This window comes from Rothia sp. HMSC058E10 (assembly GCF_001809415.1).
GTDB classification, from domain to species: Bacteria; Actinomycetota; Actinomycetes; order Actinomycetales; family Micrococcaceae; genus Rothia; species Rothia dentocariosa.
The window spans coordinates 84,270-108,115 of sequence record NZ_KV797609.1; the positions used below are offsets into that span (position 1 = coordinate 84,270).

General features: G+C 54.7%; 29 protein-coding genes. 26 read left to right on the plus strand and 3 right to left on the minus strand.

Going from position 1 to position 23,846, the window contains the following annotated elements:
• The first annotated feature begins 2 nt into the window (after window positions 1-2).
• From rplX to glmM, 23 genes are all read left to right on the plus strand, one after another.
• Entirely contained in the window at window positions 3-338 is a 336-nt protein-coding gene (gene rplX / locus HMPREF2609_RS00800) for a 50S ribosomal protein L24 (protein WP_004005275.1), read from the plus strand.
• The gene (gene rplE, locus HMPREF2609_RS00805; RefSeq protein ID WP_004005274.1) at window positions 338-898 is read left to right on the plus strand and encodes a 50S ribosomal protein L5; all 561 of its coding nucleotides are present in this window, start codon (window positions 338-340) and stop codon (window positions 896-898) included. Before rplX ends, rplE begins: the two co-directional genes overlap by 1 nt.
• 73 nt (window positions 899-971) lie before the next feature.
• Window positions 972-1,370 carry a 30S ribosomal protein S8 gene (rpsH, locus tag HMPREF2609_RS00810; protein WP_004005273.1) on the plus strand — a complete coding sequence of 133 codons (399 nt, stop codon included), beginning with the start codon at window positions 972-974 and terminating at the stop codon, window positions 1,368-1,370.
• 27 nt (window positions 1,371-1,397) lie between these two features.
• Window positions 1,398-1,934, plus strand: coding sequence for a 50S ribosomal protein L6 (gene rplF, locus HMPREF2609_RS00815; RefSeq protein ID WP_004005272.1), 537 nt, complete (start codon window positions 1,398-1,400; stop codon window positions 1,932-1,934).
• Between the two features lie 2 nt (window positions 1,935-1,936).
• Window positions 1,937-2,299 (plus strand): 50S ribosomal protein L18, encoded by a 363-nt coding sequence (gene rplR, locus HMPREF2609_RS00820; RefSeq protein ID WP_070534491.1) that lies wholly within the window; start codon window positions 1,937-1,939, stop codon window positions 2,297-2,299.
• Between the two features lie 29 nt (window positions 2,300-2,328).
• The gene (gene rpsE / locus HMPREF2609_RS00825; protein WP_179291529.1) at window positions 2,329-2,970 is read left to right on the plus strand and encodes a 30S ribosomal protein S5; all 642 of its coding nucleotides are present in this window, start codon (window positions 2,329-2,331) and stop codon (window positions 2,968-2,970) included.
• Entirely contained in the window at window positions 2,970-3,176 is a 207-nt protein-coding gene (gene rpmD / locus HMPREF2609_RS00830) for a 50S ribosomal protein L30 (RefSeq protein ID WP_004005265.1), read from the plus strand. The genes rpsE and rpmD overlap by 1 nt, the downstream gene beginning before the upstream one ends.
• 1 nt (window position 3,177) lies before the next feature.
• Window positions 3,178-3,624 carry a 50S ribosomal protein L15 gene (rplO, locus tag HMPREF2609_RS00835; RefSeq protein ID WP_013397609.1) on the plus strand — a complete coding sequence of 149 codons (447 nt, stop codon included), beginning with the start codon at window positions 3,178-3,180 and terminating at the stop codon, window positions 3,622-3,624.
• A 272-nt stretch (window positions 3,625-3,896) separates the two neighbouring features.
• Window positions 3,897-5,204 carry a preprotein translocase subunit SecY gene (gene secY, locus HMPREF2609_RS00840; RefSeq protein ID WP_013397608.1) on the plus strand — a complete coding sequence of 436 codons (1,308 nt, stop codon included), beginning with the start codon at window positions 3,897-3,899 and terminating at the stop codon, window positions 5,202-5,204.
• Entirely contained in the window at window positions 5,201-5,764 is a 564-nt protein-coding gene (locus tag HMPREF2609_RS00845) for an adenylate kinase (RefSeq protein ID WP_048779670.1), read from the plus strand. Before secY ends, HMPREF2609_RS00845 begins: the two co-directional genes overlap by 4 nt.
• Window positions 5,765-5,881: 117 nt before the next feature.
• Window positions 5,882-6,718, plus strand: coding sequence for a type I methionyl aminopeptidase (map, locus tag HMPREF2609_RS00850; RefSeq protein ID WP_070449032.1), 837 nt, complete (start codon window positions 5,882-5,884; stop codon window positions 6,716-6,718).
• Between the two features lie 67 nt (window positions 6,719-6,785).
• Window positions 6,786-8,015, plus strand: coding sequence for a 23S rRNA (adenine(2503)-C(2))-methyltransferase RlmN (gene rlmN / locus HMPREF2609_RS00855; protein ID WP_004005259.1), 1,230 nt, complete (start codon window positions 6,786-6,788; stop codon window positions 8,013-8,015).
• 207 nt (window positions 8,016-8,222) lie between these two features.
• Window positions 8,223-8,444, plus strand: coding sequence for a translation initiation factor IF-1 (gene infA, locus HMPREF2609_RS00860; RefSeq protein ID WP_005505018.1), 222 nt, complete (start codon window positions 8,223-8,225; stop codon window positions 8,442-8,444).
• A 126-nt stretch (window positions 8,445-8,570) separates the two neighbouring features.
• A complete protein-coding gene (gene rpmJ / locus HMPREF2609_RS00865) occupies window positions 8,571-8,684 on the plus strand; it encodes a 50S ribosomal protein L36 (protein WP_004005257.1) in 114 nt (37 codons plus the stop codon).
• A 173-nt stretch (window positions 8,685-8,857) separates the two neighbouring features.
• Window positions 8,858-9,226: a 30S ribosomal protein S13 gene (gene rpsM / locus HMPREF2609_RS00870; RefSeq protein ID WP_005505026.1), complete on the plus strand. Its 369-nt coding sequence runs from the start codon at window positions 8,858-8,860 to the stop codon at window positions 9,224-9,226.
• Window positions 9,227-9,294: 68 nt separating this feature from the next.
• Window positions 9,295-9,699 (plus strand): 30S ribosomal protein S11, encoded by a 405-nt coding sequence (rpsK, locus tag HMPREF2609_RS00875; protein ID WP_004005255.1) that lies wholly within the window; start codon window positions 9,295-9,297, stop codon window positions 9,697-9,699.
• 137 nt (window positions 9,700-9,836) lie between these two features.
• Window positions 9,837-10,829: a DNA-directed RNA polymerase subunit alpha gene (locus HMPREF2609_RS00880; RefSeq protein WP_070534493.1), complete on the plus strand. Its 993-nt coding sequence runs from the start codon at window positions 9,837-9,839 to the stop codon at window positions 10,827-10,829.
• 100 nt (window positions 10,830-10,929) lie between these two features.
• Complete coding sequence (gene rplQ / locus HMPREF2609_RS00885) at window positions 10,930-11,649, plus strand: 50S ribosomal protein L17, sunset domain variant (protein ID WP_048751168.1); 720 nt, start codon at window positions 10,930-10,932, stop codon at window positions 11,647-11,649.
• 216 nt (window positions 11,650-11,865) lie between these two features.
• Window positions 11,866-12,762, plus strand: a complete 897-nt coding sequence (gene truA / locus HMPREF2609_RS00890; protein WP_210391443.1) for a tRNA pseudouridine(38-40) synthase TruA — start codon at window positions 11,866-11,868, stop codon at window positions 12,760-12,762.
• Between the two features lie 264 nt (window positions 12,763-13,026).
• A complete protein-coding gene (gene rplM, locus HMPREF2609_RS00895) occupies window positions 13,027-13,470 on the plus strand; it encodes a 50S ribosomal protein L13 (protein ID WP_004005251.1) in 444 nt (147 codons plus the stop codon).
• A gap of 33 nt (window positions 13,471-13,503) precedes the next feature.
• Window positions 13,504-14,001: a 30S ribosomal protein S9 gene (gene rpsI, locus HMPREF2609_RS00900; RefSeq protein WP_004005250.1), complete on the plus strand. Its 498-nt coding sequence runs from the start codon at window positions 13,504-13,506 to the stop codon at window positions 13,999-14,001.
• Between the two features lie 169 nt (window positions 14,002-14,170).
• Window positions 14,171-15,226, plus strand: coding sequence for a polyphosphate kinase 2 (gene ppk2 / locus HMPREF2609_RS00905; protein ID WP_013397602.1), 1,056 nt, complete (start codon window positions 14,171-14,173; stop codon window positions 15,224-15,226).
• A gap of 101 nt (window positions 15,227-15,327) precedes the next feature.
• Window positions 15,328-16,686: a phosphoglucosamine mutase gene (glmM, locus tag HMPREF2609_RS00910; RefSeq protein WP_070534495.1), complete on the plus strand. Its 1,359-nt coding sequence runs from the start codon at window positions 15,328-15,330 to the stop codon at window positions 16,684-16,686.
• A 208-nt stretch (window positions 16,687-16,894) separates the two neighbouring features.
• Here the strand turns inward: glmM and mscL are convergent, their stop codons facing one another.
• The 3 genes from mscL to coaA all read right to left on the minus strand — a co-directional run bounded on the left by mscL (window position 16,895) and on the right by coaA (window position 19,464).
• Entirely contained in the window at window positions 16,895-17,260 is a 366-nt protein-coding gene (gene mscL / locus HMPREF2609_RS00915) for a large conductance mechanosensitive channel protein MscL (protein ID WP_070534496.1), read from the minus strand.
• A 202-nt stretch (window positions 17,261-17,462) separates the two neighbouring features.
• Window positions 17,463-18,452 carry a D-alanyl-D-alanine carboxypeptidase family protein gene (locus HMPREF2609_RS11055; protein ID WP_246825526.1) on the minus strand — a complete coding sequence of 330 codons (990 nt, stop codon included), beginning with the start codon at window positions 18,450-18,452 and terminating at the stop codon, window positions 17,463-17,465.
• Between the two features lie 55 nt (window positions 18,453-18,507).
• The gene (gene coaA / locus HMPREF2609_RS00930) at window positions 18,508-19,464 is read right to left on the minus strand and encodes a type I pantothenate kinase (protein ID WP_070534498.1); all 957 of its coding nucleotides are present in this window, start codon (window positions 19,462-19,464) and stop codon (window positions 18,508-18,510) included.
• A 185-nt stretch (window positions 19,465-19,649) separates the two neighbouring features.
• On the opposite strand from coaA, the gene glmS reads away from it, so the two are divergent.
• The 3 genes from glmS (at window position 19,650) to HMPREF2609_RS00945 (ending at window position 23,810) form a co-directional block, all read left to right on the plus strand.
• Window positions 19,650-21,533, plus strand: coding sequence for a glutamine--fructose-6-phosphate transaminase (isomerizing) (glmS, locus tag HMPREF2609_RS00935; protein WP_070534499.1), 1,884 nt, complete (start codon window positions 19,650-19,652; stop codon window positions 21,531-21,533).
• A 200-nt stretch (window positions 21,534-21,733) separates the two neighbouring features.
• Window positions 21,734-22,168, plus strand: coding sequence for a holo-ACP synthase (locus HMPREF2609_RS00940; protein WP_048751175.1), 435 nt, complete (start codon window positions 21,734-21,736; stop codon window positions 22,166-22,168).
• Between the two features lie 40 nt (window positions 22,169-22,208).
• Window positions 22,209-23,810: a bifunctional ADP-dependent NAD(P)H-hydrate dehydratase/NAD(P)H-hydrate epimerase gene (locus tag HMPREF2609_RS00945; protein WP_070534500.1), complete on the plus strand. Its 1,602-nt coding sequence runs from the start codon at window positions 22,209-22,211 to the stop codon at window positions 23,808-23,810.
• Window positions 23,811-23,846 lie beyond the last annotated feature (36 nt).

Sequence of the window (23,846 nt, forward strand, 5' to 3'; positions counted from 1 at the left end):
TTATGGCTAAGATCAAGTCCGGCGACCTGGTTCAGGTTATTTCCGGTGCAGACAAGGGTAAGCAGGGCAAAGTTCTGAAGGTTATCCCTAAGGAAAACCGCGTGATTGTTGAGGGCGTTAAGGTCGTCACCAAGCACACCAAGGCAAACCCCGTAACCGGCGCAGCAGGCGGTATTCAGAAGGTGGAGGCACCGATTCACGTTTCGAACGTGGCAATCGTTGATCCTGAGACCGAGAAGCCGACCCGTGTTGGTTTCCGCGAAGAGACTGTAGAGCGTAATGGCAAGCAGCGTACCGTTCGCGTGCGCGTTGCTAAGCGTTCGGGGAAGGATATCTAATGAGCGAGACCAAGATTACCCCCCGCTTTAAGACCAAGTACGCTGAGGTTGTCGTCCCCGCGCTGCAGGAAGAGTTCAAATACCAGAACGTCATGCAGACCCCGAAGTTCGTTAAGGTCGTTGTAAACATGGGTGTTGGCGAGGCAGCTCGCGATGCAAAGCTCATGGACGGCGCTATCCGCGATCTCACCGCTATTACCGGTCAGAAGCCGGTTGTAACCCGTGCCAAGAAATCCATCGCACAGTTCAAACTGCGTGAAGGCATGCCAATCGGCGCACACGTTACCCTGCGTGGCGACCGCATGTGGGAGTTCCTGGACCGCCTGGTTACCCTGGCTCTGCCCCGTATCCGCGATTTCCGCGGTCTTTCCGATCGCCAGTTCGACGGTAACGGCAACTACACCTTCGGCCTCACCGAGCAGTCCATGTTCCACGAAATCGATCAGGATTCGATCGACCGCGTGCGTGGTATGGATATCACTGTGGTGACCAGCGCCAAGACCGACGATGAAGGCCGTGCCATGCTTAAGGCACTGGGCTTCCCGTTCAAGACCAACTAACGACTACGTTGCAGGTCCAGAGTCTGTTACCGCAGATTAGGGAAACCGCAACGAGGAAGGGCTACAGCCCAAAATGACTATGACTGATCCGGTCGCAGATATGCTGACCCGTTTGCGCAACGCAAACTCCGCATACCACGACACCGTATCTATGCCCTACTCGAAGCTCAAGGCTCGCATCGCCGAGATCCTGAAGGCTGAGGGCTACATTGCCGATGTTAAGGAAGAGGAAGCAAAGGTTGGCAAGACCCTGACCCTCGTTCTTAAGTACGGTCCGTCCCGCGAGCGTTCCATCGCTGGCGTGCGTCGTATTTCCAAGCCGGGCCTGCGTACATACGCAAAGTCCACGAACCTGCCTCGGGTTCTGGGTGGTCTCGGTACCGCTATTCTGTCCACCTCCTCGGGTCTGCTCACTGATAAGCAGGCTGCGAAGAAGGGTGTGGGCGGCGAAGTTCTCGCCTACATCTGGTAGTCGGTTAGAAGAGAAAGGAAGAGAAGAATGTCACGTATTGGACGTCTCCCCATCTCGGTTCCAGCCGGCGTTGAGGTAAAGGTCGATGGCAACCTGGTGACCGTTAAAGGTTCCAAGGGTGAGCTAAGCCACCAGGTGGCTTCCCCCATTACTGTTGCTCTAAACGACAATGAAATCGCGGTATCGCGCCCGAACGACGAGCGTGTTTCTCGCTCGCTGCATGGTCTGACTCGTACCCTGATTCAGAACATGATTATCGGTGTGACCAACGGCTATGAGAAGAAGCTGGAAATTGTTGGTACCGGTTACCGTGTGACCGCGAAGGGTAACGACCTGGAATTCGCTCTAGGTTACTCCCACCCGATTAGCGTTTCTGCACCCGAAGGTGTTTCCTTCGCCGTGGAAGGCGCTAACAAGCTGACCATTTCGGGTATCGATAAGCAGCTCGTCGGTCAGGTTGCAGCAAACATTCGTGGTCTGCGTAAGCCCGATCCCTATAAGGGCAAGGGTGTTCGCTACGCAGGTGAGCACATCCGCCGCAAGGTCGGAAAGGCTGGTAAGTAAACATGGCTATCAAGTCGAAGGCATCGCAGCGTGCACGCCGTCACGCTCGCATCCGCAAGTATGTTTCGGGTACCGCTGCGCGTCCGCGCCTGTGCGTCACCCGTTCGAGCCGTCACATGTTCGTTCAGGTTATCGACGATGTCAAGGGCGTGACCCTGGCCTCCGCCTCCACTATGGAAGCAGAGCTTCGTGCCGCAACCGATCTGGACAAGACCGCTAAAGCAAAGCGCGTTGGTGAGCTTATAGCAGAGCGCGCTAAGGCAGCCGGTATTGAAACTGTCGTGTTTGACCGCGGCGGCAACAAATACCACGGTCGTGTTGCAGCAGTTGCTGATGGCGCACGTGAAGGAGGTCTGGCACTCTAATGAGCGAACAGAACGTAAAGGAAACTCAGGTGAGCGAAGCAGTAGCAGCTGAAACCGCTGAGACTTCCAAGCAGCGCGAAGAGCGCCGCAACAGCCGCGGCGAGCGTCGCGGTCGCGGTGATCGTAAGAACCGCGCACGCGAGGAGGAAAAAGATAAGTACATCGAGCGCGTGGTAACCATCAACCGTGTGTCCAAGGTCGTTAAGGGCGGTCGTCGCTTCAGCTTCACCGCTCTGGTAGTTGTCGGTGACGGCAACGGTATGGTCGGCGTTGGCTACGGCAAGGCTAAGGAAGTTCCAGCAGCTATTGCCAAGGGTGTTGAGGAAGCTAAGAAGAACTTCTTCCGTGTACCTCGCATCGAGAACCGCACCATTCCCCACCGCGTACAGGGTGAGGAAGCAGCAGGCGTTGTGATGCTCCGCCCGGCAACCGCTGGTACCGGTGTGATCGCTGGTGGTCCGGTGCGTGCAGTGCTCGAAGCAGCAGGTATCCATGATGTGCTGTCGAAGTCTCTCGGTTCCTCGAACCAGATCAACATTGTTCACGCAACCGTTGCAGCACTCAAGCAACTGGAAGAGCCTCTGGCAGTTGCAGCCCGTCGTGGTCTGCCCAACGATGAGGTTATCCCCAGCTACCTGCGCAACACCAAGTCCGATAAGGCAGGTGCGTAATGGCTAAGCGTATTCAGCCCAGCGACGCAAAGCTGGAAATTACCCAGGTTAAATCCTATGTTGGTCAGAAGCAGAATATGCGCGACACCCTACGTTCCCTCGGTCTGAAGCGCCCGGGCAACAAGGTAGTGCGCACTGCCGACCCCGTCACCGTTGGCATGGTTAACACCGTTGCTCACCTGGTGAAGGTTGAGGAGGTCAAGTAAGATGGCAGACGCTATCAAGATTCACGATCTGCGCCCGGCACCGGGTGCCCACAAGGCAAAGACCCGCGTAGGCCGCGGTGAAGGCTCCAAGGGTAAGACCGCAGGTCGCGGTACCAAAGGTACCAAGGCTCGTTACCAGGTTCGTCCAGGCTTCGAGGGCGGTCAACTTCCGTTGCACATGCGCCTGCCGAAGCTGCGCGGATTCAAGAACCCGTTCCGTACCGAGTACCAGGTTGTTAACCTGAAGCGCATTCAGGAACTGTTCCCCGAAGGTGGCGAGGTCACCGTCGAGGCCCTAGTCGCTAAGGGCGCCGTTCGTAAGAACGAGCTTGTGAAGGTTCTGGGCGACGGCGACATCACCGTTAAGGTGAACGTTGTGGTTGATAAGGCTTCTGCATCCGCAATCTCTAAGATTGAGGCGGCAGGCGGTTCTGTAACCGTTAAGTAGTCTTCAGACTCACTAGATGGCTCCCGCACATGAGGCGGGGGCCATCTTCTTTGAGCAGCAAGAGTCTGCATTAAAGCTTTTATGATGTATTTAACGTCTCAGAAATTCTAGAAAATTCATCTTAAATAACGCTCACAGAATACAAAATACACATATCTCGCGCCGTGGTTATCGACAACACCGGTGAACAGGCTAGACTGGAAGGTATGTGTTTAGCGTGTTCCTAACATCTGTGTTAGCGAATACATACCCCAAGATCTTCAGGAGGACATGTGCTTAGCGCGTTCGGGCGAGTCATTAAGACCGCCGACCTGCGACGTAAGCTGCTGTTTACCCTAGGCATGATTGTGCTGTACCGTATGGGCACCTTCATTCCCGCCCCTGGTATTTCCTACGGCACGGTTCAGCAGTGTCTTAACGCCAACCAAACTCACGGTGGCGCCTACGACATCATCAACCTGTTCAGCGGTGGTGCACTCCTACAGCTTTCTATCTTCGCGCTGGGTGTGATGCCCTACATTACGGCAAGCATTATTATTCAGCTGTTGCGCGTGGTCATTCCTCGTTTCCAAGAGCTGCACGATGAAGGGGCTCAGGGACAGGCCAAACTCACTCAATACACCCGTTATCTCACTATCGCTCTTGCGCTTCTCAACGCTACCACGATTGTGTCTATGGCACGCTCTGGCGTGCTTCTGGGGAACTGCCCCGGTATTATCCCGCAAGACGATGTGCTGCACATCCTGGTTATTATCATTACTCTGTGTGCCGGTACCGGCGTCATCATGTGGATGGGAGAGCAAATTACTGAGCGCGGCGTGGGCAATGGCATGTCTTTGCTTATCTTCACCTCAATTGCTTCCTCATTCCCGAATGCTCTGGGCTCAATCCTGGAACAGCAGGGTCCGTTCGTCTTCTGGTCCGTGTGCCTTGTGGGCCTTGCCGTGATGCTTGCTGTGGTCTACGTGGAGCAGTCTGTACGCCGCGTTCCCGTGCAATACGCTAAACGCATGATTGGTCGCCGTACTATTGGCGGTACCAGCACCTATATTCCGCTCAAAGTCAATATGGCGGGCGTTATTCCCATCATCTTTGCCTCCTCACTGCTGACTTTGCCTGGTATTATCGCGCAGTTCAATACACCACAGGGCGGTGCAGCACCCCCCGAATGGGTGAACTGGGTAAATACTTACCTTACGAGGGGCGATCATCCGCTGTACATCGCTCTGTACTTCCTGCTGATTCTTGGATTCACGTATTTCTATGTTGCGGTGACTTTCGATCCGGTCGAGGTTGCAGACAATATGAAGAAATATGGCGGCTTTATTCCGGGTGTTCGCGCGGGTAAGCCCACTGAACGTTACCTCAGCTATGTGCTAACCCGCATTACACTGCCGGGTTCGCTTTACCTCGCTGTGGTTTCCATGATTCCGCTTGTTGCGTTGGTTCTCTTCAACGCAAACCAGAACTTCCCGTTCGGCGGTGCATCGCTGCTGATCGTGGTGGGTGTTGGTCTTGATACTCTCAAGCAGGTCAGCGCCCAGCTTCAACAACGAAACTATGAAGGATTGCTTCGATGAACCGTCTTCTGATCATAGGCCCTCCCGGTGCCGGTAAAGGCACTCAGGCCGTCAAGATTGCTGAGGAGCTGAAGATTCCCGCGATTTCGACCGGCGATATTTTCCGGAAGAACATTAAGGAAGAGACCGAGCTCGGTAAGGAAGCGAAGTCGTATATTGACTCCGGCAACCTCGTGCCCGATTCTGTTACGAACAATATGGTGCGTGCTCGCCTTGACGAAGCCGATGCGGCACACGGTTTCCTTCTCGACGGATACCCCCGCAACATCGCTCAGGTTCACGAGCTTGATGCTATCCTTGCGGATAAAAACCAGCAGATTGATCGTGTACTTTTGCTCGTTGCAGATAATGATGAGCTTGTTGCCCGACTGCTCAACCGAGCTGCCGAGCAGGGGCGCACCGACGATAATGAAGAGGTCATTCGCCATCGCTTGAAGGTGTATGAAGAAGAAACCGCACCGCTGATCGCGATTTATCGTGAACGCGGTATCGTCAAAGAGGTTAACGGTTTAGGCGAGATTGCCGACGTGACCGAACGTATTCTTAAAGCCCTATCTTAGGGATATACATTATAAGCTGCGCCTCCGTCATCGTGCGGGGGCGCAGCTGCATGAACGCACTGCCGCAGTAATGGTGATACGGCAATGCTCTTAGGACTCAGAACGAGAAGGAACCCTATGGCACGTGTAGAGGTCAAAACTAATACCGAATTACACCACATGTCGCGCGCAGGCATTATAACCAGCCGTGCGTTGGATGAGGCAGTTGCGGCTGCAAAGCCCGGAGTGAGTACCGCAGAGCTCAATAAAGTTTTCGAGCGCAGTCTAGAAGAACAAGGCGGAACCTCGAACTTTTATGGTTATTATGACTACCCTGCAAGTATCTGCACCTCTGTGAATCATGAGGTGGTACATGGCATACCCGGTGACTGTATCCTTCAAGACGGCGATATTATCTCCATTGATGGAGGCGCCTATATTATTGACCCGGCTACTAAGAAGCAGTGGCACGGCGATTCTGCACGAACTGTATTGGTTGGAAATACTTCACAGGCCCGCCGAGACCTATCCGATATAACCCGGGAAGCCCTCTGGCACGGTATCGCAGCACTGGCACACGCAAAGAAAATCGGCGAGGTTGGGATTGCAATCGAAGAATTCGTGCGCAGCGAAACCGGGAATACATACGGTATCATCGAAGACTATGTAGGCCACGGCATCGGTACCCACATGCATATGGCGCCCGACGTGCTGAACTACGCCGCCCGTGATCTCGGCCCAAAAATTAAACCTGGCATGGCATTTGCAATCGAACCCATGCTTGTAACGGGGAATACCGATACCACCGTACTTGAGGATGACTGGACAGTCATTACAACCGATGGATCGGATGCCTGCCAATGGGAGCACTCGGTTGCCGTGCATCGAGATGGCCTGTGGGTTCTAACCGCAGAAGATGGGGGAGCCTCTGAACTGGCACGCTTCGGCATTATCCCCGTACCGATTCCTAAGTAGCATCTGCCCATTTTGGGGTGTGCATCCTTGACAATCATCGAGCATCTATAACGCCCGAAGGAAAAATATGAGCGAAACTCTGACAGGCTGCGCCGCAGCTTCAACCGATTCCACGTCGCGCTCCACCAAAGTACCCGTGGAGATTTCAAGCGTGCGCCCTGAACCGGGAAAAATTGCGCTCAAAGCACCCCGGCGAACAAAACCGCCCAAGCATATTGCCGATTTTGATATGGCAGGGCGCCGTGAATTCCTCAAGGAACTGGGATACCAGCCCTTCCGTGCATCGCAGCTCTCAAAGCACTATTTCGAACGACTGGTTAACGATCCGGCGCAGATGACAGACCTGCCTGCTCAGGATCGTGACGAGATAGTATCCCGTGCAATGCCGCAGCTGCTAACTCCCGTGCGAACCCTAGAAGCTGACGGCGGGGATACCCTCAAAGTCGTACATCGTCTTTTCGATGGGGCGCTTATTGAATCGGTCATTATGCGGTATGACAACCGCGTCACCATGTGTATTTCCTCGCAGGCTGGATGCGGTATGAACTGCCCCTTTTGTGCCACCGGGCAGCAGGGGCTCACCCGCAATCTCTCGACCGCAGAAATCGTGGAGCAAGTAGTTGCTGGGGCACGATATCTGAAACAGATGAAGGGTCTTGACAAGGCCGATGGAGGGTCGGAAGATACCCGCCCGCTACGCGTCTCCAATATTGTATTTATGGGAATGGGCGAGGCGCTCGCAAACTATAAATCAACGATGGGCGCGGTGCACCGTCTGATCGATCCCGCTCCCGAGGGACTGGGTATCTCCGCGCGCGGACTTACGATGTCTACCGTGGGTTTGGTGCCCGGTATCCGCAAGTTTGAGCTGGAGAAACTGCCGATTACGCTTGCCCTATCGCTGCACGCGCCGGATGATGAACTGCGCGATGAGCTTATTCCCATCAACCAGCGGTGGAAGGTTGATGAGACTCTGGATGCCGCATACGATTATTACCGCACGACCGGGCGGCGCATCTCAATTGAATATGCGCTTATTCGCGATATTAACGACCAGGGATGGCGCGCCGATTTGCTGGGGAAAAAGCTCGCGCAGCGCGGTCGCGGATGGGTGCATGTAAACCCTATTCCGTTGAATCCGACTCCTGGCTCAAAATGGACAGCATCGCGTAAGGGCGTGGAGCAGAATTTTGTGGAGCGTCTGCGGGCACACGGTATCCCAACGACAATTCGCGATACTCGCGGTTCTGATATTGATGGTGCATGTGGCCAGCTCGCTGCCAAAGAAGAAGAGTAGGGGCGCCTCATACCGGATAATAGTCCTTATTCTGCAGTTGTTTAAAAGGCAACTATGTCGTATAGTTGATAGTTGGCTGTTTGTACCAGCGTTAAGTGCGCCCTTTTGCAGGTGTAAAACGCTCTTCACCAGTGTGTGAAGATATACAGCATCAGAAGATAGAACTGTTCAGAGCGTAAACTCTGGGCACCGACGTTAGCGGAGGATATGGCAAAGAAAGACGGCGTCATCGAGATCGAGGGCTCTGTGGTTGAGGCTTTGCCCAATGCGATGTTCCGTGTTGAGCTAGACAATGGTCACAAGGTTCTCGCGCACATCTCGGGTAAGATGCGTCAGCACTACATTCGAATCCTGCCTGAGGATCGCGTGGTAGTGGAACTGAGCCCCTACGACCTGTCCCGTGGTCGTATCGTCTACCGTTATAAGTAAAACCCGATCATTAAACGTCGCTTCGGCGGCGTTTAAGTCGTGTTCATAGGGATAAATAGTTCTTCTGGTTGCCCAGTAAGAACCTCTTATCTCGCCAGTTATCAAGTTGCAATCAAAAGGAATGCGATGAAGGTCAAGCCGAGCGTTAAGCCGATCTGCGATAAGTGCAAAGTGATTCGCCGTCATGGCGTAGTCATGGTGATCTGCGAAAACCCGCGCCACAAACAGCGCCAGGGCTAAGCCCACGGTAGCTGCGTAACACCGCCTGCGGGCGGAATCGTCATAGGCACCGCTCCGCATTGTTTATCGAGTGATAAAGGATGCGGATACCTCCGGACTCAGAGGCCGGGGACCGGGCAAATACCCGGGCAGTGATGCTACAGACCTCTGGAAACCAACAAGGAGAAGCCAGTATGGCACGTCTCGCTGGAGTTGATATTCCCCGCGAAAAGCGCGTGGAAGTTGCTCTCACTTACATTTACGGCGTGGGCAAGACCCGTGCTCACGAAACCCTTGCTGCTACCGGCGTGAACCCTGACACTCGCGTCAAGGATCTCACCGACCAGGAGCTTGTGGCACTTCGTGACTTCATCGAAGGCAACTACAAGGTTGAAGGTGATCTTCGCCGCGAGGTTGCAGCCGATATTCGCCGCAAGGTTGAAATCGGCAGCTACCAGGGTCTGCGTCACCGTCGCGGCCTGCCGGTTCACGGTCAGCGCACCAAGACCAACGCACGCACCCGTAAGGGCCCGAAGCGTACCGTCGCAGGTAAGAAGAAGTAAGCAACGTTGCTCTGTCGAACTATCAGTATCGACCAACGTATTAGAAAACCTTTGTAGGAGAATCAATAATGCCTCCCAAGACTCGCGCCGCGGCTGCTCGCAAGACCCGCCGCAAGGTCAGCAAGAACATCGTTGCTGGTCAGGCTCACATCAAGTCGACCTTCAACAACACTATCGTCTCCATTACCGATCCCACCGGTGCAGTAATCTCGTGGTCCTCTGCAGGTGATATGGGCTTCAAGGGCTCTCGTAAGTCCACTCCCTACGCCGCACAGTTGGCTGCTGAGACTGCCGCAAACCGTGCTAAGGAACACGGCGTCCGTAAGGTTGATGTTTTCGTAAAGGGCCCCGGTTCTGGCCGTGAGACCGCAATCCGCTCTCTGCAGGCAGCAGGCCTAGAGGTTGGTTCGATTCAGGACGTAACCCCTGTCGCTCACAACGGTTGCCGTCCACCGAAGCGCCGCCGCGTCTAATTAGGCGAATACCTAATCCCTCTGCGGCTGTCGTCTTCACAGATAACACCAAAGAGTCCAGACACCCGTCTGCTTCCTAAAATCTGTTTTCCCAAACTTGTGGGCTCATATAGCGGAGCTCACCGAAAGGAAACAAAGTGCTTATTGCACAGCGCCCCACTCTGACTGAAGAGGTCGTAGCGCCGAACCGTTCGCGCTTCACCATCGAACCCCTTGAGCCGGGATTCGGCTACACCATGGGTAACTCCCTCCGTCGCACCCTGCTGTCCTCCATTCCCGGCGCCGCTGTTACCAGCGTTCGTATCGACGGTGTTCTGCACGAGTTCAGCACTGTTCCCGGAGTCACCGAGGATGTCACCGAGATTATCTTGAACGTCAAGAAGCTCTCGATTTCTTCGGAAAATGACGAGCCCGTAGTTGCATACCTGCGTAAGCAGGGCGAGGGTGAACTTACTGCAGCCGACATTGAAGTACCTGCCGGTGTTGAGATTCACAACCCGGAACTGCACATCGCAACCCTCAATGCGAAGGCAAACTTCAATGCCGAACTGATTATTGAGCGCGGTCGCGGTTATGTGTCTGCAGCTCAGAACAAGACCGGTGATGCAGAGATCGGCCGTATTCCGGTTGATTCTATTTACTCCCCGGTTCTGAAGGTTACCTTCAGCGTTAACGCAACCCGTGTTGAACAGCGCACCGACTTCGACAGCCTGACTTTGGACGTCGAAACCAAGGAAGCCATTGCACCGCGCGATGCCGTCGCATCCGCAGGCAGCACCCTGGTTGAGCTCTTCGGACTTGCACGTGAGCTCAACGTTGCTGCCGAGGGTATCGAGGTTGGTCCGTCGCCTGCCGACGAGTCCATGGCTGCCGATTTGGCTCTGCCGATTGAGGACCTTAACATGTCCGTTCGATCCTACAACTGCCTCAAGCGCGAGGGTATCCACACCGTGGGCGAGCTCGTGACTCGTAGCGAGGCGGATCTGATGGATATTCGTAACTTCGGTGCTAAATCCATTGATGAGGTCAAGGCTAAGCTGGATGAGCTTGGTCTGGCTCTCAAGGATTCCCCTCCGGGCTTTGAACCCGTTGCTCGTGCATACGATGACGAAGACGGTTCCGGCGAATAAATTTCGATCGAATAGTTCACCCGGTTGTTCCGGGATCAGTAAACGTGGTTCCTAAGTCCCGTTGTTGGGGCGGTGGAACGTAAATCATGGAGAAATAACTATGCCTACTCCCACTAAGGGTCCCCGCCTCGGCGGTTCCCCGACCCATGAGCGCCTAATGCTCAATAACCTGTCGGCGCAGCTCTTCCAGCACAAGCGCATCACCACCACCTTGACTAAGGCAAAGCGTATGCGCCCGGTGGCTGAACGTTTCATCACCTTCGGTAAGAAGGGCGATTTGGCGGCTCGCCGTCGCGTGCTGCGATCCATTACCGACAAGTCCGTAGTACACGAGCTTTTTACTGTAATCGCACCGGCAATGGCCGAGCGTCCCGGTGGCTACACTCGCATCACCAAGATCGGTAACCGTAAGGGCGATAACGCACCTATGGCTGTTATCGAAATCGTGATGGAGCCTGTAGAAACCAAGGGGGCTGTTGCAGAAGCTACCAAGGTTACTGAGAAGGCTGCCGAGGCTCCTAAGGCTGAAGCAAAGAAGGCAAAAGCTGAAAAGGCTGAACCTAAGGAAGAAGCTAAGCCCGCTAAGCCTGAAGGTACCGAGGGTCTGCCTGCAGGCGCACACGCTCCGTTAGAATCTGGTGAGGCTCCCGAAGGCTTTGAGGTCAAGGGTAACGCTGACTCGATGAAGTACCACGTGCCCGGCTCCCGCTGGTATGCAAACACCATCGCCGAAATCTGGTTTGACTCCGCTGAGTCGGCTGAGGCGGCAGGTTACGCACCCGCCGGTGGTGCAGCAGCTCAGAAAGTTTCTGCTGAGTAAGTACAGCTAACGCGTTAGCTTATTGTCAAAATCCGTCGTCTAGGTTCATAGGCGACGGATTTTGCGTGTTTCAGACGTACATTCTTGGGCAATTCACCAGGTATTGTTGAAGGGCGAAAGGGGAAAGCTACTGTGTCTGATCACTTACAAGAGCCTGTTCCTCAGGCATCACGGATCAACCTGGACTCGCAGCCATCATCTGGCGATGGGGACGTGCTGGGCACGCAGCGGGTACGTATCGACTGCGCCTATGACGGCACGTGGTTTAGCGGGTGGGCAAGGCAGCCTAATCTGGTAACTGTGCAGGGTGTATTAGAGGATGCGCTGGAGCTGGTGCTTCGCACACATCACCGAGTGACGGTCGCCGGTCGTACCGATGCCGGAGTACATGCGCAGGCGCAAACTATCCACCTTGATATTGCCACCGAAACCTGGCAGAAACTTACCGGGCGTGACGGGCTGGCAGATCCAGCTGAGTCGCTCAAACGTAAGGTTTCTGGTGCTCTGAAACGAACCCTGGCGCAGGCAGAACATACGCTAGGAATCCCTGAGCGCATGCGCGGGCTTCTTCAAGGATCTCTTGTGCTTCACCAGATACAGCCCGTGCCGCAGGACTTTGATGCGCGGTTTTCAGCGACCGGCAGGCGGTATACGTACCGCATCCTGGATGGACAGGGGAGTAGCCCCGATCCGCTGCGCCGCGCGTATGCCTGGTGCATTCCCGAAAGCCTAGACCTTGAAGATCTTAACAAGGCAGCTCATGAACTTACGGGGCTACATGATTTTCTCTCGTTCTGTAAGCCGCGTGAGGGAGCTACGACGATTCGTGAACTCCGCCGTATATACCTAACACGCCATGATGACGGAGTTATTGAAGCGACAGTTGAGGCAGACGCTTTTTGTCACCATATGGTGCGCTCGCTTATAGGGGCACTAGTTCTCTACGGCACCGGAAAACGGACCCAAACATGGCTGCGGGAACGCCTAGAAAACCCGCAGCGGGATGCCTCACTCATTATGGCACCCCCGCATGGATTAGCTCTTGCACACATTGATTATCCAGCGCCTGAAGAGTACGGTCTGCAGGCACGAGCTACTCGGGCAATGCGGTAGAGCAACATTTTTAACGGGGAATCCGCGCCATTTAAGGGTTTTGGTGTGGATTAAGCACCTAAATTGCTGTATAGTTTTGCTAGTTGTGCGTGTTCTGCCCGAGCACGCTCTCGGCACTGTCTAGTTGCAGGACGTCAAGGTGTCGCAGAGTACGGGTCAGAACGGGCGAGCATTCGGTCCTCACCCGGATTCGTCATGCACGTAGTAATAGGCGTGATACCCAACTAAGCGCCGAATGTACATTTCGAGACAAAGGCCAATATTTTGCGCACTTATACTCCTAAGCCCGGCGAAGTTGAGCGCCAGTGGCACATCATTGATGCCACCGATGTGGTGCTCGGTCGCCTCGCAAGCCAGACCGCTATCCTGCTGCGCGGTAAGCACAAGCCGACTTTTACCCCTAACGTGGACACCGGCGATTTCGTGATCATCGTGAATGCCGAGAAGGTCGCTCTGACCGGTGCAAAGCTTGAGCAGAAGCGTGCATACCGCCACTCGGGTTACCCTGGCGGTCTGAAGTCCGTCAATTATGCAGAGCTTCTTGAAACCAACCCTGTTCGTGCGGTTGAGAAGGCTGTGAAGGGCATGCTGCCCAAGAACAAGCTAGCTGCACAGCAGATCAAGAAGCTGAAGGTCTACGCTGGTCCCGAGCACCCGCACGCGGCACAGCAGCCCAAGACCTACGAATTCAACCAGGTCGCCCAGTAATTCGGGCCTACGAAGAAACTATTAGGAGAAATCGTGGCTCAGAACGAAGAGCAGATCGTAGTCGAGGAAGAGCTCACTAGCTACACCTCGGAATCCGCAGCCCCCGTAGCGGCGGCTGCACAGACAAGCCGTCCGGCACTGACTGTTGCAGGTGCTGCAGTCGGTCGTCGTAAGGAAGCAGTGGCACGTGTTCGCGTGGTTCCCGGTTCCGGTAATTGGACCATTAACGGCCGTAGCCTAGATAGCTACTTCCCCAATAAATTGCACCAGCAGGATGTGAACCAGCCGTTCAAGATCCTAGAACTTGAAGGTGCTTACGATGTGATTGCACGCATCAGCGGTGGTGGTCCCTCCGGTCAGGCAGGCGCGCTGCGCCTTGGTATCGCTCGTGCCCTCAACGAGATTGATCGTGAGAACAATCGTCCCGCGCTGAAGAAGGCAGGCTTCTTGACTCGCGACGCACGTGTTATCGAGCGTAAGAAGGCCGGTCTCAAGAAGGCACGCAAGGCTTCGCAGTTCTCCAAGCGTTAATCGCTGGTTCTGCTGCACAAAGCCCCCGCGCTTCCCAAAGAAGCGCGGGGGCTTTGTGCATTATAAGGGGTTTACCTGCATAAGGTTGCGATAACTGTTACATTTGTCACTCATTCTCACTCTCGGTACAGTTAAAGTGTCAAAGCAGACACGAACGGAAAGAGAATTCATGACAGAAAAGAACCTTCAGCCCGCAACGGAGCAGGTCGAGAGCACCGTACCCGAAACCGCTCCTCAGTCTTCCGATGTTGCAGATCCAGCCGTATCAGAGAAAAAGCACGCGATTAAAGAAGCTCTCAAACCCCAAGTTCGTCGCACCTCGGTGGTTGAAGACTATGCGGCAGAACTGGATGAAATGGCATCTCTCACCCATGCTCTGAGCGGAAATAAGAAAAGCTCAAGGGGCGATGCCTGGAAGATTGGCTACCCCTACGATGAAAAACTCGGTCGTAAAGCATACGAAAAAGAAAAACGCGCACTGCAGATTGAGCTTCTGAAGCTCCAGCTATGGGCAAAATCGACCGGGCAGAAAATCCTCATTATTTTTGAGGGACGCGATGCTGCGGGTAAGGGTGGTTCCATCAAACGCTTTACGGAACACCTGAACCCCCGTGGGGCTCGCGTGGTGGCTCTTGAAAAGCCAACCGATATTGAACAGACTCAGTGGTATTTCCAGCGCTATATCAAGCACTTACCCTCTGGTGGCGAGATCGTCATGATGGACCGTTCCTGGTACAACCGCGCCGGGGTTGAGCGTGTGATGGGCTATTGCACGCAGGCCCAGTACTTCGAGTTTATGCGCGAAGTACCTGACCTGGAGCGTATGCTCGTGAACTCGGGCATTAAGCTCATTAAGTTCTGGTTCTCAGTCACCAAGCAGGAGCAGCTGGCACGCTTTACCTCACGCCGCACTGATCCTGTTCGTCAGTGGAAGCTATCACCTACTGACCTAGCTTCGCTCGATAAGTGGGATGATTACACTGCTGCGAAAGAAGCCATGTTCTTCTACACCCATACCGGCGATGCTCCGTGGACCGTTATTAAGTCAAATGATAAGAAGCGTGCTCGTTTGGAAGCCATGCGTTACGTGCTTTCACAATTCGACTACACCTCAAAAGACCGTGAAGTCGTGGGAACTTGCGATCCTTTGATTGTACGTTCTGCAACGGATGTTTTTGAAGAAGAAGGCGGCAGTGACCCTGAAGGTTTCCCTGTCATCCAATAAATAAAACTTTTGGTTAGTTTATTCAATAAACCTGCTAAGAAAATAACTAAGAACCGCCCCTGCCTACCAAAGCGGGGGCGGTTCCGGCGTAAGATAGTAAGGTGACTGAACGACTTTTTGGAACTGACGGCGTGCGCGGCCTCGCGAATGAGATTATCACTCCGGCACTCGCTCTTGAGCTCGCGCAGGCAGCCGCCCTTGTACTTGGACATGAGCAGGTCGCCGAAGGCACCCGCCCTCGCGCCGTAATCGCTAACGATTCACGCGCATCCGCAGATTTTATTGTCTCTGCCATGAAAGCCGGATTTACCAGCGCTGGTGTGGATGTGTTGGACGCGGGAATCGTCCCCACTCCGGCCGCCGCCTACTTGGTTGCTTACACGGATGCAGACTTTGGTGTGATGATCTCAGCATCGCATAACCCCGCCGCCGATAACGGTATTAAATTCTTGGCGCGTGGTGGACAAAAGCTTGAAGACGCCACCGAAGATGCCATTGAGCGCGTGTACCGGGAAAAGAACTTTAGATACCCTACCGGGGGCGAGGTCGGCACTATCCGCGCCCTGGAGAACGGTACTGAGGCATACGTGAAGCACCTAGTTTCCACGCTAGAAGACGAGAAGCCCCTCACGGGTCTTAAGATTGTGCTGGACTGTGCAAATGGTGCGGCTTATGCAGCCTCTCCTGCGGCCTTCACCCGGCTAGGGGCTGAGGTTATCGCGCTCGCTGCTGAACCGAACGGCACCAATATCAACGATGGCGTAGGTTCTACGCATCCGCAGTCCCTTCAAGCTGCCGTCGTTGAACACGGCGCAACCTTGGGGATTGCACACGATGGTGACTCTGACCGATGTCAGGCAGTTGATGAGCAGGGGAACCTGGTAGACGGCGATCAGATTATGGCTATTCTTGCCTTGGCGGCGCATCGTGCTGGGCACCTGAGCCAGAACACTCTGGTGGCAACCGTGATGAGCAGCCTAGGGCTTGAACTCTATCTGCGTGAGCATGGCATTTCGCTGGTGCGCACCGCCGTGGGAGATCGTTATGTACTCGAAGAGATGCGTGAGCACGGGTATAACCTAGGCGGTGAGCAGTCCGGGCATGTGATTATGAGTGACTATGCGACCACGGGCGACGGTGTGCTCACCGGGATTCAGCTTGCCGCTGAGGTGGCGCGTAGCGGGGAGAAACTTTCTGTGCTAGCCTCACGGATGCAGCCCACCCCGCAGCGTTTGATTAACGTGAAGGGCGTAGATCGTGCCGGCGTTTCAACCAATGCTGCGCTGAATACTGCTGTGGCCGATGCCGAGAAAGGGCTGGGGGAGAGCGGGCGTGTTCTTCTGCGTGCTTCTGGAACCGAACCGCTGGTACGCGTTATGGTTGAGGCCGCTACGCAGGAGCAGGCCGATTCTGTTGCTCAGCATCTTGCGGATGTGGTGGCGAAAGAACTGGCTCTCTAGTCTTACAAGCTTTCTAGAAAATTGATGCGTATCGTTGGCGAAATAGAAATATTTCGCCAACGATACGCATTTTGTTTATAGCGCAGGTTCAGCTCATATCGGCAGATTTATTCGAGTTGAAAAATACCGTGGGGCACATCCAAAATCGGATGCGCCCCACGGCTTTTGTTGAATGACTAGTTATGTTTGAATCGGAGTGATCCGTAGATTACTTCTTAGCGAGGGAATCGCGGATTTCCTTGAGAAGAGTAAGCTCAGTTTCTTCTATTTCTTCAACCCTGTTGCGGGTAACCCTTTCGTTGAGCTTTTGAACTGGAAGAACAACGGCGAAGTACACGGCAGCCGCAATAAGCAGGAAGTTTACGACAGCGGTCAGAAAGACACCGATTTTAATCTGGCCGAAGACGAGGAAAGAATCAAAGTTCGGAAACTGGAAGAGCATGGAAATTGCGGGCATGAGCACCGACTGAACCAGTGCAGTCACAACTGCGGTGAACGCAGTACCCATGATGATACCGACTGCAAGGTCGATAACGTTGCCACGAATCAAGAAATCTTTAAAACCTTTAAGCATGTACCCAGGGTATCGTGTTTCCCAGCAAATTTTCAGGGAAAACCAACAAAAACCCTTCCAAATAAAGTGTTTTTCTTCACAAGTACACCATATATCAATCTTTAAAGGTTGATTTTAGATATTTGTTTCTGTGGGTTAGAACCCCGTCTAAAGACTAGTTAGGGGGTAGGCCATTGATAAACCCATAAGGGCTGGCTGAACCCTACCCAAGATAATCTGGTGCCGCACCGGTGCCAAAAAACTCCTCCAAAGTCTTTGCTCCGGATGCTCGATACTCCTGAGTCAGACCAACACCTAAATAACGGTAATGCCAGGGTTCAAAGATATAGCCCGTCACATGCTGCTGGTTCTTTGGGAAACGCAGGATAAACCCGAAGTCGGGGGCGTTTTTCGCCAACCATTGACCCGCACGAGTATCTTGATAGCATTCTTGCAGCAGGCATCCTTCGGGGGAACCAAAATCGATAGCCAGTCCGGTCTGATGTTCCGAATATCCGGGTCGTGCGGAGAGCGTATCTGCGGTCTTCTGCCCATTAACCTGAACCCAATGCTGGTAGGTCTGTTTCTGTGCCGCGAAGGAACGATAAGCGCTGCTGACCGTGAGGGTTACCCCATCCCGTGCTGCCGCATCCATCATGGACTGTGCCGCCGCAGCCGCCTCAGCACGTAACTGCTGTCCATAAAACGGCACCAAATCCTGCGGGGCCCAATCTTGCGGTGAGAATGGGCGAGTTTTATTGACGATGCACCGTAACGATTCCGGGTGCGACTCGACCGATGTGTGCTCAGCAGGTTTTTTGCTCTCGGGCGCGGAAGGTTCTTCTGTAGTGCCGCCTTCTGGTTGCGACTTCTGGTCTTTGGGTTGTGAAGACTCTGAGGCCGTGGCCTCTGGGTTAGCTTTTTCAGACGGTTTCGTCTCTGGGGTTTTCTCGTTTGCCGTCGGGGACGCACTAGGTTTTATCGTAGGGTTCGATGGGGTGGAACTCTTCGTAACCTTCGGGGTGGCGGTAGGTGAAGATGACACACTTGCTGGAGAAGTCGTGCCTGTCGCGCTTGGTGTAGTGGAAGCAGTAGCTGATGTATTCCCGCTAGTCTGAGGTTCCTGAGAGCCGCATGCAGACAAGACCCAAGACCCAGATGCTGCAGAGGCTGCAGTCAGCAGCGCTCGGCGTGAAAAAACTGATGTACCCATCGGGAACCTCCTTGGGAAACTGGTCTTTATTCTGGAATATGTCAACGGCAATGCGCTAATTTTTGCGCAAGAGAACCTGCGCCACCTTATGGTCGGAACCTTTCTGCAAGATCAGGTGCGCGCGCGCGCGAGTAGGAAGAACGTTCTGTACGAGGTTAGGCTCGTTGACGGTTTTCCAGATACCGGTGGCAAGCTCAATCGCTTGGGCATCGCTTAAACCAGCATAGCGCTTAAAATAAGAATCTGGGTTCGTGAATGCGGAGGAGCGCAGGGTGAGGAACCGGTTAACGTACCATCGTTGAATATCTTCGGTATTCGCATCGACGTAGATGGAGAAATCGAAAAAGTCACTGAGTGTCAGGTCTGAGGTTTCGGGGCCTTCAGTGCCAGCAGGAGCGAGTACGTTAAGTCCCTCAAGAATCAGCACGTCAGGGGTTGTGACCTCAATCTGTTCATCGGGAAGAATGTCATAGTACAGATGCGAGTATTTGGGGGCTCTGACCACGGGGACTCCCGATTTTATATCGGAGACGAATTGCAGTAGTGCCCGCCTGTCGTATGATTCGGGAAAGCCTTTGCGGTGCATAATGCCGCGGCGTTGTAACTCAGCATTTGGGTACAGAAAACCGTCGGTGGTGACGAGCTGAACCTTCGGGGTTGAGGGCCAGCGCCTCAGGAGTGCCTGCAGCAGGCGTGCCGTCGTCGATTTGCCGACCGCTACGGACCCGGCTACACCGATAATAAAGGGAACTCGTCGGTGGGATGCCTGAAGGAAGTCATTCGTCATGTGGTTGAGTGAGGATGCCGCATTGACGTATAGATTCAAAAGTCGGGAGATCGGCAAATAGATCTGACGCACCTCGTCGAAGTCTACCGGTTCTCCTAAGCCGCGGAGCGCTTCGAGTTCCTCTTCGCTGAGGGGTACCGAAATTTCGGTCGCTAGCCGCGACCATCGTGAGCGTTCCAGCTCGACAAAACGCGAGCTGGCGGCAGAAAAATTTGAGGAGCTCATTCCCCTAAGTGTACGAATTTTGCGCGTCAGATGCGAACAAGGCGTGGCATCCTTTAGGTTAAGAATGCACAAAGGCTGGGGCTATACCTTGAAAGAAATGCCTTTTGACTAGGGGTTATTCTGCCCACAGGTGTAAAGGGCGCCGGGTTAGCTGCCCTGGGGCGTGAATAAGATAAACTTGAGCTATGTGTGGAATTGTAGGATATGTAGGTCTGGACGCAGCTCCGGACGGTAATAAATTCGACCACGATGCATACAAAGTGGTCATTGAAGGTCTGCGCCGCCAGGAGTACCGCGGCTATGACTCGGCCGGTGTTGCGCTCGTATGCCCTGACGGCATCGAATTCCGCAAGAAGGCGGGCAAACTTATCAACCTAGAACATGAGGTCGAGGATGCGCCGCTCACCGAATCACAGATTGGTATTGGCCATACCCGTTGGGCTACCCACGGTGGCCCCACCGATAATAACGCGCATCCGCACGTGGTCGATCACGGCCGTCTAGCGGTTGTGCACAACGGTATTATTGAGAACTTCGCCGAGCTACGCGCCGAACTGCTCGCCGAAGGGGTCGAGTTTCAGTCTCAGACCGATACCGAGGTAGCTGCGGCACTTATCGCAAGTATCTATAACAAACTGGGTACTAAAGACCTGACCGAGGCTGTGCGTGAAGCATCAAACCGTATGGAAGGTGCTTTCACGATTCTTGCGGTTCACGCAGCCCACCCTGACCGTGTGGTGGCAACCCGCCGCAACTCTCCGCTGGTGATTGGACTGGGAGAGAACGAGAATTTCTTAGGATCCGACGTTTCGGCGTTTATCGACCACACCAAAGAAGCCGTAGAGATGGGGCAGGATCAGATTGTCACCATCACCGGTACTGACTATTCCATTATTGATTTTGCGGGCAACCCCGCCGAAGGCAAGCCCTTCCACATCGAATGGGATGCTGCAGCGGCGGAAAAGGGCGGCTACAACTCGTTCATGGAGAAGGAAATCCACGAACAGCCCACCGCTGTTGAGCAGACCCTCATGGGACGTATGGATGAAAAAGGCAACCTCGTTCTGGACGAGCTCAACATCGATGATTCCGTGCTGCGCTCGATCGATAAGATCATCGTGGTGGCCTGCGGTACCGCAGCATACGCGGGTCAGGTTGCGCGCTACGCTATCGAGCACTGGTGCCGTATCCCCACCGAGGTCGAGCTTGCCCACGAGTTCCGCTACCGCGACCCAATCGTGAACGAGAAGACCCTGATTGTGGCTCTCTCGCAGTCCGGCGAGACTATGGATACCCTCATGGCGGTGCGTCACGCCCGCGAGCAGGGCGCTAAGGTCATCTCCATCTGCAACACCCACGGTTCGACTCTGCCGCGTGAATCCGATGCGGCGCTGTACACCCACGCTGGTCCCGAGATTGCGGTCGCATCTACCAAGGCGTTCCTGGCGCAGATTACTGCAGCATATCTGCTGGGTCTGTATCTTGCGCAGCTTCGCGGCAACAAGTACAAGGATGAAATCTCTGCTATTCTCGGTGAGCTGCAGAAAATGCCCGCCAAGATCCAGAAGGTTATCGACAACGATACCCTCGTGAAAGAACTTGGTGCCGAGATGAAAGATACCTCTTCGGTGATCTTCCTAGGGCGCCACGTTGGGTTCCCTGTTGCCCTTGAAGGCGCGCTTAAACTCAAAGAGATCAGCTACATCCACGCCGAAGGCTTCGCCGCCGGCGAGCTGAAGCACGGTCCTATCGCCCTGATCGAAGAGGGTCAGCCCGTTATCATCATTGTGCCTTCCGCACACGGGCGTGAATCTCTGCATGGCAAGGTTGTTTCCAATATTCAGGAGGTGCGCGCTCGCGGCGCCTTCACCATTGTCATCGCCGAAGAGGGCGATGAGGCTGTCAAGGAATATGCGGATCGTCTGATCACCGTTCCTGCCGCGCCTTCTCTGCTGCAGCCTTTGCTTGCCACCGTGCCGCTGCAGATTTTCGCGTGCGCACTTGCTGAAGCGAAAGGACTGGACGTTGACCAGCCCCGTAACCTCGCCAAGTCGGTGACCGTGGAGTAATCCTCATCCCGCATATGCGTTCGCGTGGGCGGTGTCGTTACCCTTCAGGGGACGGCACCGCCCACGCCTCGTTAACCCGCACTACAGTGCGAGGCTGAGGAAGTTTCATGATGTGTTAACATTGTTCGCTGTGCTGTCTTCCCTGCATCAACCTCGCTAAACTTAAAACAAAACTCGCATTTTGGCAGGAAAGGCGAAAAATGATTATCGGAATCGGCGTAGATACCGTCAACATTGAGCGCTTTGAACGAATCGTCACCGAAACACCAGCTTTTGTGCGCAGGGTATTCACACCGAATGAGCGCACTCGTAATATCCGTTCTCAAGCCGTACGTTTTGCCGCCAAAGAAGCGGTCGCCAAAGTCTTAGGGGCACCCGATGGGCTCAACTGGCAAGATTGCGAAGTCGCCAGCAGCGAGAGTGGGCAGCCATACCTGATTCTTACGGGAACGATCGCCGAACGTGCCCGTACCCTCGGCATCAACCGTCTGCACCTGAGCCTAACCCACGATGAACCCGTAGCCGTTGCCATCGCCACGGCGGAATATCTGAGCGCTACAGAGCTTGCCCATCTGAAAAGGTTTGATCCTGAAAGCTACAGTATGACGGTTCTCACCGAAGACCCCACCGACTAGCCCCTGCCGCATCGACGCGAGCATTTGATCAGGAGGAGTTATGAAGCTCGTCTACACGGGTACACAAATTCGCAACGCCGAACGTCCTTACCTTGAGGCACCGGACTACGACGGGTATTTGATGCAGCGCGCGGCGGATGCGCTCGCCGCCGAAGCTCACGATATGCTTGCTGATGCGGGGCAGCACAGCCAGTATACGCGCATCCTCTTATTGGTTGGGCCGGGAAATAACGGCGCGGATACCGTGTATGCAGGCACCCGGCTGCATCAGCAGGGGTACCGCATTGAGGCCGTTCTCTTCGACCCAACCGGTAATAACCTGGAGCTGCTCGCCCGCGAAAGCGGTGAAGGAACCCGCGTGCTTGACACCGCCCAAAGTCTGCGCGATATTGCCTCCTACTCCCTGATTATTGACGGTATTTTGGGAACCGGCGCGAAGGGAGCAGCACGTGGGGAAGCGGGGGAGTACCTGGCTAAACTCCGTGCCGTGCAGATGGACGGTAAATTACCCCCAGTGCTCGCCTGTGATGCCCCGACCGGGCTCGATAGCGAACGCGGCACCCTGCACGAACCCTCACTCGCGGCTGCGCGAACGGTCACGTTTATTGGGCGTAAACTACCGGCAGGAACCCATATTGCGGAGCACTGCGGAACTATTAAACTCTACGATTTAGGGGTTCCCGAAGCTCTCAAGGGGTATAAGCCGATGCTGCGCGTTATGGAACGTGAGGACTATCGGGATCTGCTCGAAAAGCCTTCGGTATTCTCACATAAGTACAATCGCGGTGTGCTTGGTATGCTCACGGGAAGTCGCGATTATCCCGGTGCTGCCCTGATGAGTGTGCGTGCTGCCCTCAATACCGGGGTGGGGATGGTGCGTTTCAATGGGAAAGACGATACCCTGCGCACTCTCATGCTCGGGCAAAACCCGGAAACGGTGTGTTTCACAGGACCTCCCGCCCACGAGCATGTGCACGCCTGGGCTGGCGGCAGCGGCACCGGTCCCGAAACCCTGGATCATAACAGGTACCTGCTCAATGCCCCTGAACCTGCAATTCTGGATGCTGGTGCAGTAGACCTTGCCGCAGATTATTTAATGGCGGGGCACAGTCTAGGCGAACATAAAATCCTGACTCCGCATGCGGGGGAACTGGAACGTTTTCTGCGGCGCATTCATGAGCATTCGCCGCAGCGTTGGGAAGAAATGCTTGACGGTGCTCTCGTACCCAGCCGGGAAGACATTAACGCCGAGCCTTTCCGGTGGGTTCGTGCCGCATGCGAGCTCAGCGGCGCAACCGTGATGCTTAAGGGCTCGACGACGCTTATCGCCGCCCCCGTGGGTGCCACCTATAGCGTGCACGGGGCTACCGGGTGGCTTGCTACCGCCGGAAGCGGCGACACCCTCACCGGTATTCTGGGGGCTCTTTTGGCTCAATATATGGCGGCTGCGCAGGAACGTCATGAGCAGGTCGAGGGATGCACGTATGCAAGTCTTGCGGCGCTGGCGGTTTACCTGCATAATCGTGCAGCGCTGGCATCATTGGATGGGTATAAGGGCCCGGTTCCTCCCAGCCGAGTGGCCGCGTATTTACCGCAGGCGATCGCGGAACTTCTTGATGAGAAAGCCGTTCTCGACGATTAAAACCTGAACGAGATACATAGTATGGTGGGGGGGGGG

What these genes read in the sequence shown, in the direction of transcription:
- rplX (WP_004005275.1), top strand. Translation starts at nt 3, where the DNA reads ATGGCTAAGATCAAGTCCGGCGACCTGGTTCAGGTTATTTCCGGTGCA.
- rplE (WP_004005274.1), top strand. Translation starts at nt 338, where the DNA reads ATGAGCGAGACCAAGATTACCCCCCGCTTTAAGACCAAGTACGCTGAG.
- rpsH (WP_004005273.1), top strand. Translation starts at nt 972, where the DNA reads ATGACTATGACTGATCCGGTCGCAGATATGCTGACCCGTTTGCGCAAC.
- rplF (WP_004005272.1), top strand. Translation starts at nt 1,398, where the DNA reads ATGTCACGTATTGGACGTCTCCCCATCTCGGTTCCAGCCGGCGTTGAG.
- rplR (WP_070534491.1), top strand. Translation starts at nt 1,937, where the DNA reads ATGGCTATCAAGTCGAAGGCATCGCAGCGTGCACGCCGTCACGCTCGC.
- rpmD (WP_004005265.1), top strand. Translation starts at nt 2,970, where the DNA reads ATGGCTAAGCGTATTCAGCCCAGCGACGCAAAGCTGGAAATTACCCAG.
- rplO (WP_013397609.1), top strand. Translation starts at nt 3,178, where the DNA reads ATGGCAGACGCTATCAAGATTCACGATCTGCGCCCGGCACCGGGTGCC.
- HMPREF2609_RS00845 (WP_048779670.1), top strand. Translation starts at nt 5,201, where the DNA reads ATGAACCGTCTTCTGATCATAGGCCCTCCCGGTGCCGGTAAAGGCACT.
- map (WP_070449032.1), top strand. Translation starts at nt 5,882, where the DNA reads ATGGCACGTGTAGAGGTCAAAACTAATACCGAATTACACCACATGTCG.
- rlmN (WP_004005259.1), top strand. Translation starts at nt 6,786, where the DNA reads ATGAGCGAAACTCTGACAGGCTGCGCCGCAGCTTCAACCGATTCCACG.
- infA (WP_005505018.1), top strand. Translation starts at nt 8,223, where the DNA reads ATGGCAAAGAAAGACGGCGTCATCGAGATCGAGGGCTCTGTGGTTGAG.
- rpmJ (WP_004005257.1), top strand. Translation starts at nt 8,571, where the DNA reads ATGAAGGTCAAGCCGAGCGTTAAGCCGATCTGCGATAAGTGCAAAGTG.
- rpsM (WP_005505026.1), top strand. Translation starts at nt 8,858, where the DNA reads ATGGCACGTCTCGCTGGAGTTGATATTCCCCGCGAAAAGCGCGTGGAA.
- rpsK (WP_004005255.1), top strand. Translation starts at nt 9,295, where the DNA reads ATGCCTCCCAAGACTCGCGCCGCGGCTGCTCGCAAGACCCGCCGCAAG.
- rplQ (WP_048751168.1), top strand. Translation starts at nt 10,930, where the DNA reads ATGCCTACTCCCACTAAGGGTCCCCGCCTCGGCGGTTCCCCGACCCAT.
- ppk2 (WP_013397602.1), top strand. Translation starts at nt 14,171, where the DNA reads ATGACAGAAAAGAACCTTCAGCCCGCAACGGAGCAGGTCGAGAGCACC.
- mscL (WP_070534496.1), bottom strand. Translation starts at nt 17,260, where the DNA reads ATGCTTAAAGGTTTTAAAGATTTCTTGATTCGTGGCAACGTTATCGAC.
- HMPREF2609_RS11055 (WP_246825526.1), bottom strand. Translation starts at nt 18,452, where the DNA reads ATGGGTACATCAGTTTTTTCACGCCGAGCGCTGCTGACTGCAGCCTCT.
- coaA (WP_070534498.1), bottom strand. Translation starts at nt 19,464, where the DNA reads ATGAGCTCCTCAAATTTTTCTGCCGCCAGCTCGCGTTTTGTCGAGCTG.
- glmS (WP_070534499.1), top strand. Translation starts at nt 19,650, where the DNA reads ATGTGTGGAATTGTAGGATATGTAGGTCTGGACGCAGCTCCGGACGGT.
- HMPREF2609_RS00940 (WP_048751175.1), top strand. Translation starts at nt 21,734, where the DNA reads ATGATTATCGGAATCGGCGTAGATACCGTCAACATTGAGCGCTTTGAA.
- HMPREF2609_RS00945 (WP_070534500.1), top strand. Translation starts at nt 22,209, where the DNA reads ATGAAGCTCGTCTACACGGGTACACAAATTCGCAACGCCGAACGTCCT.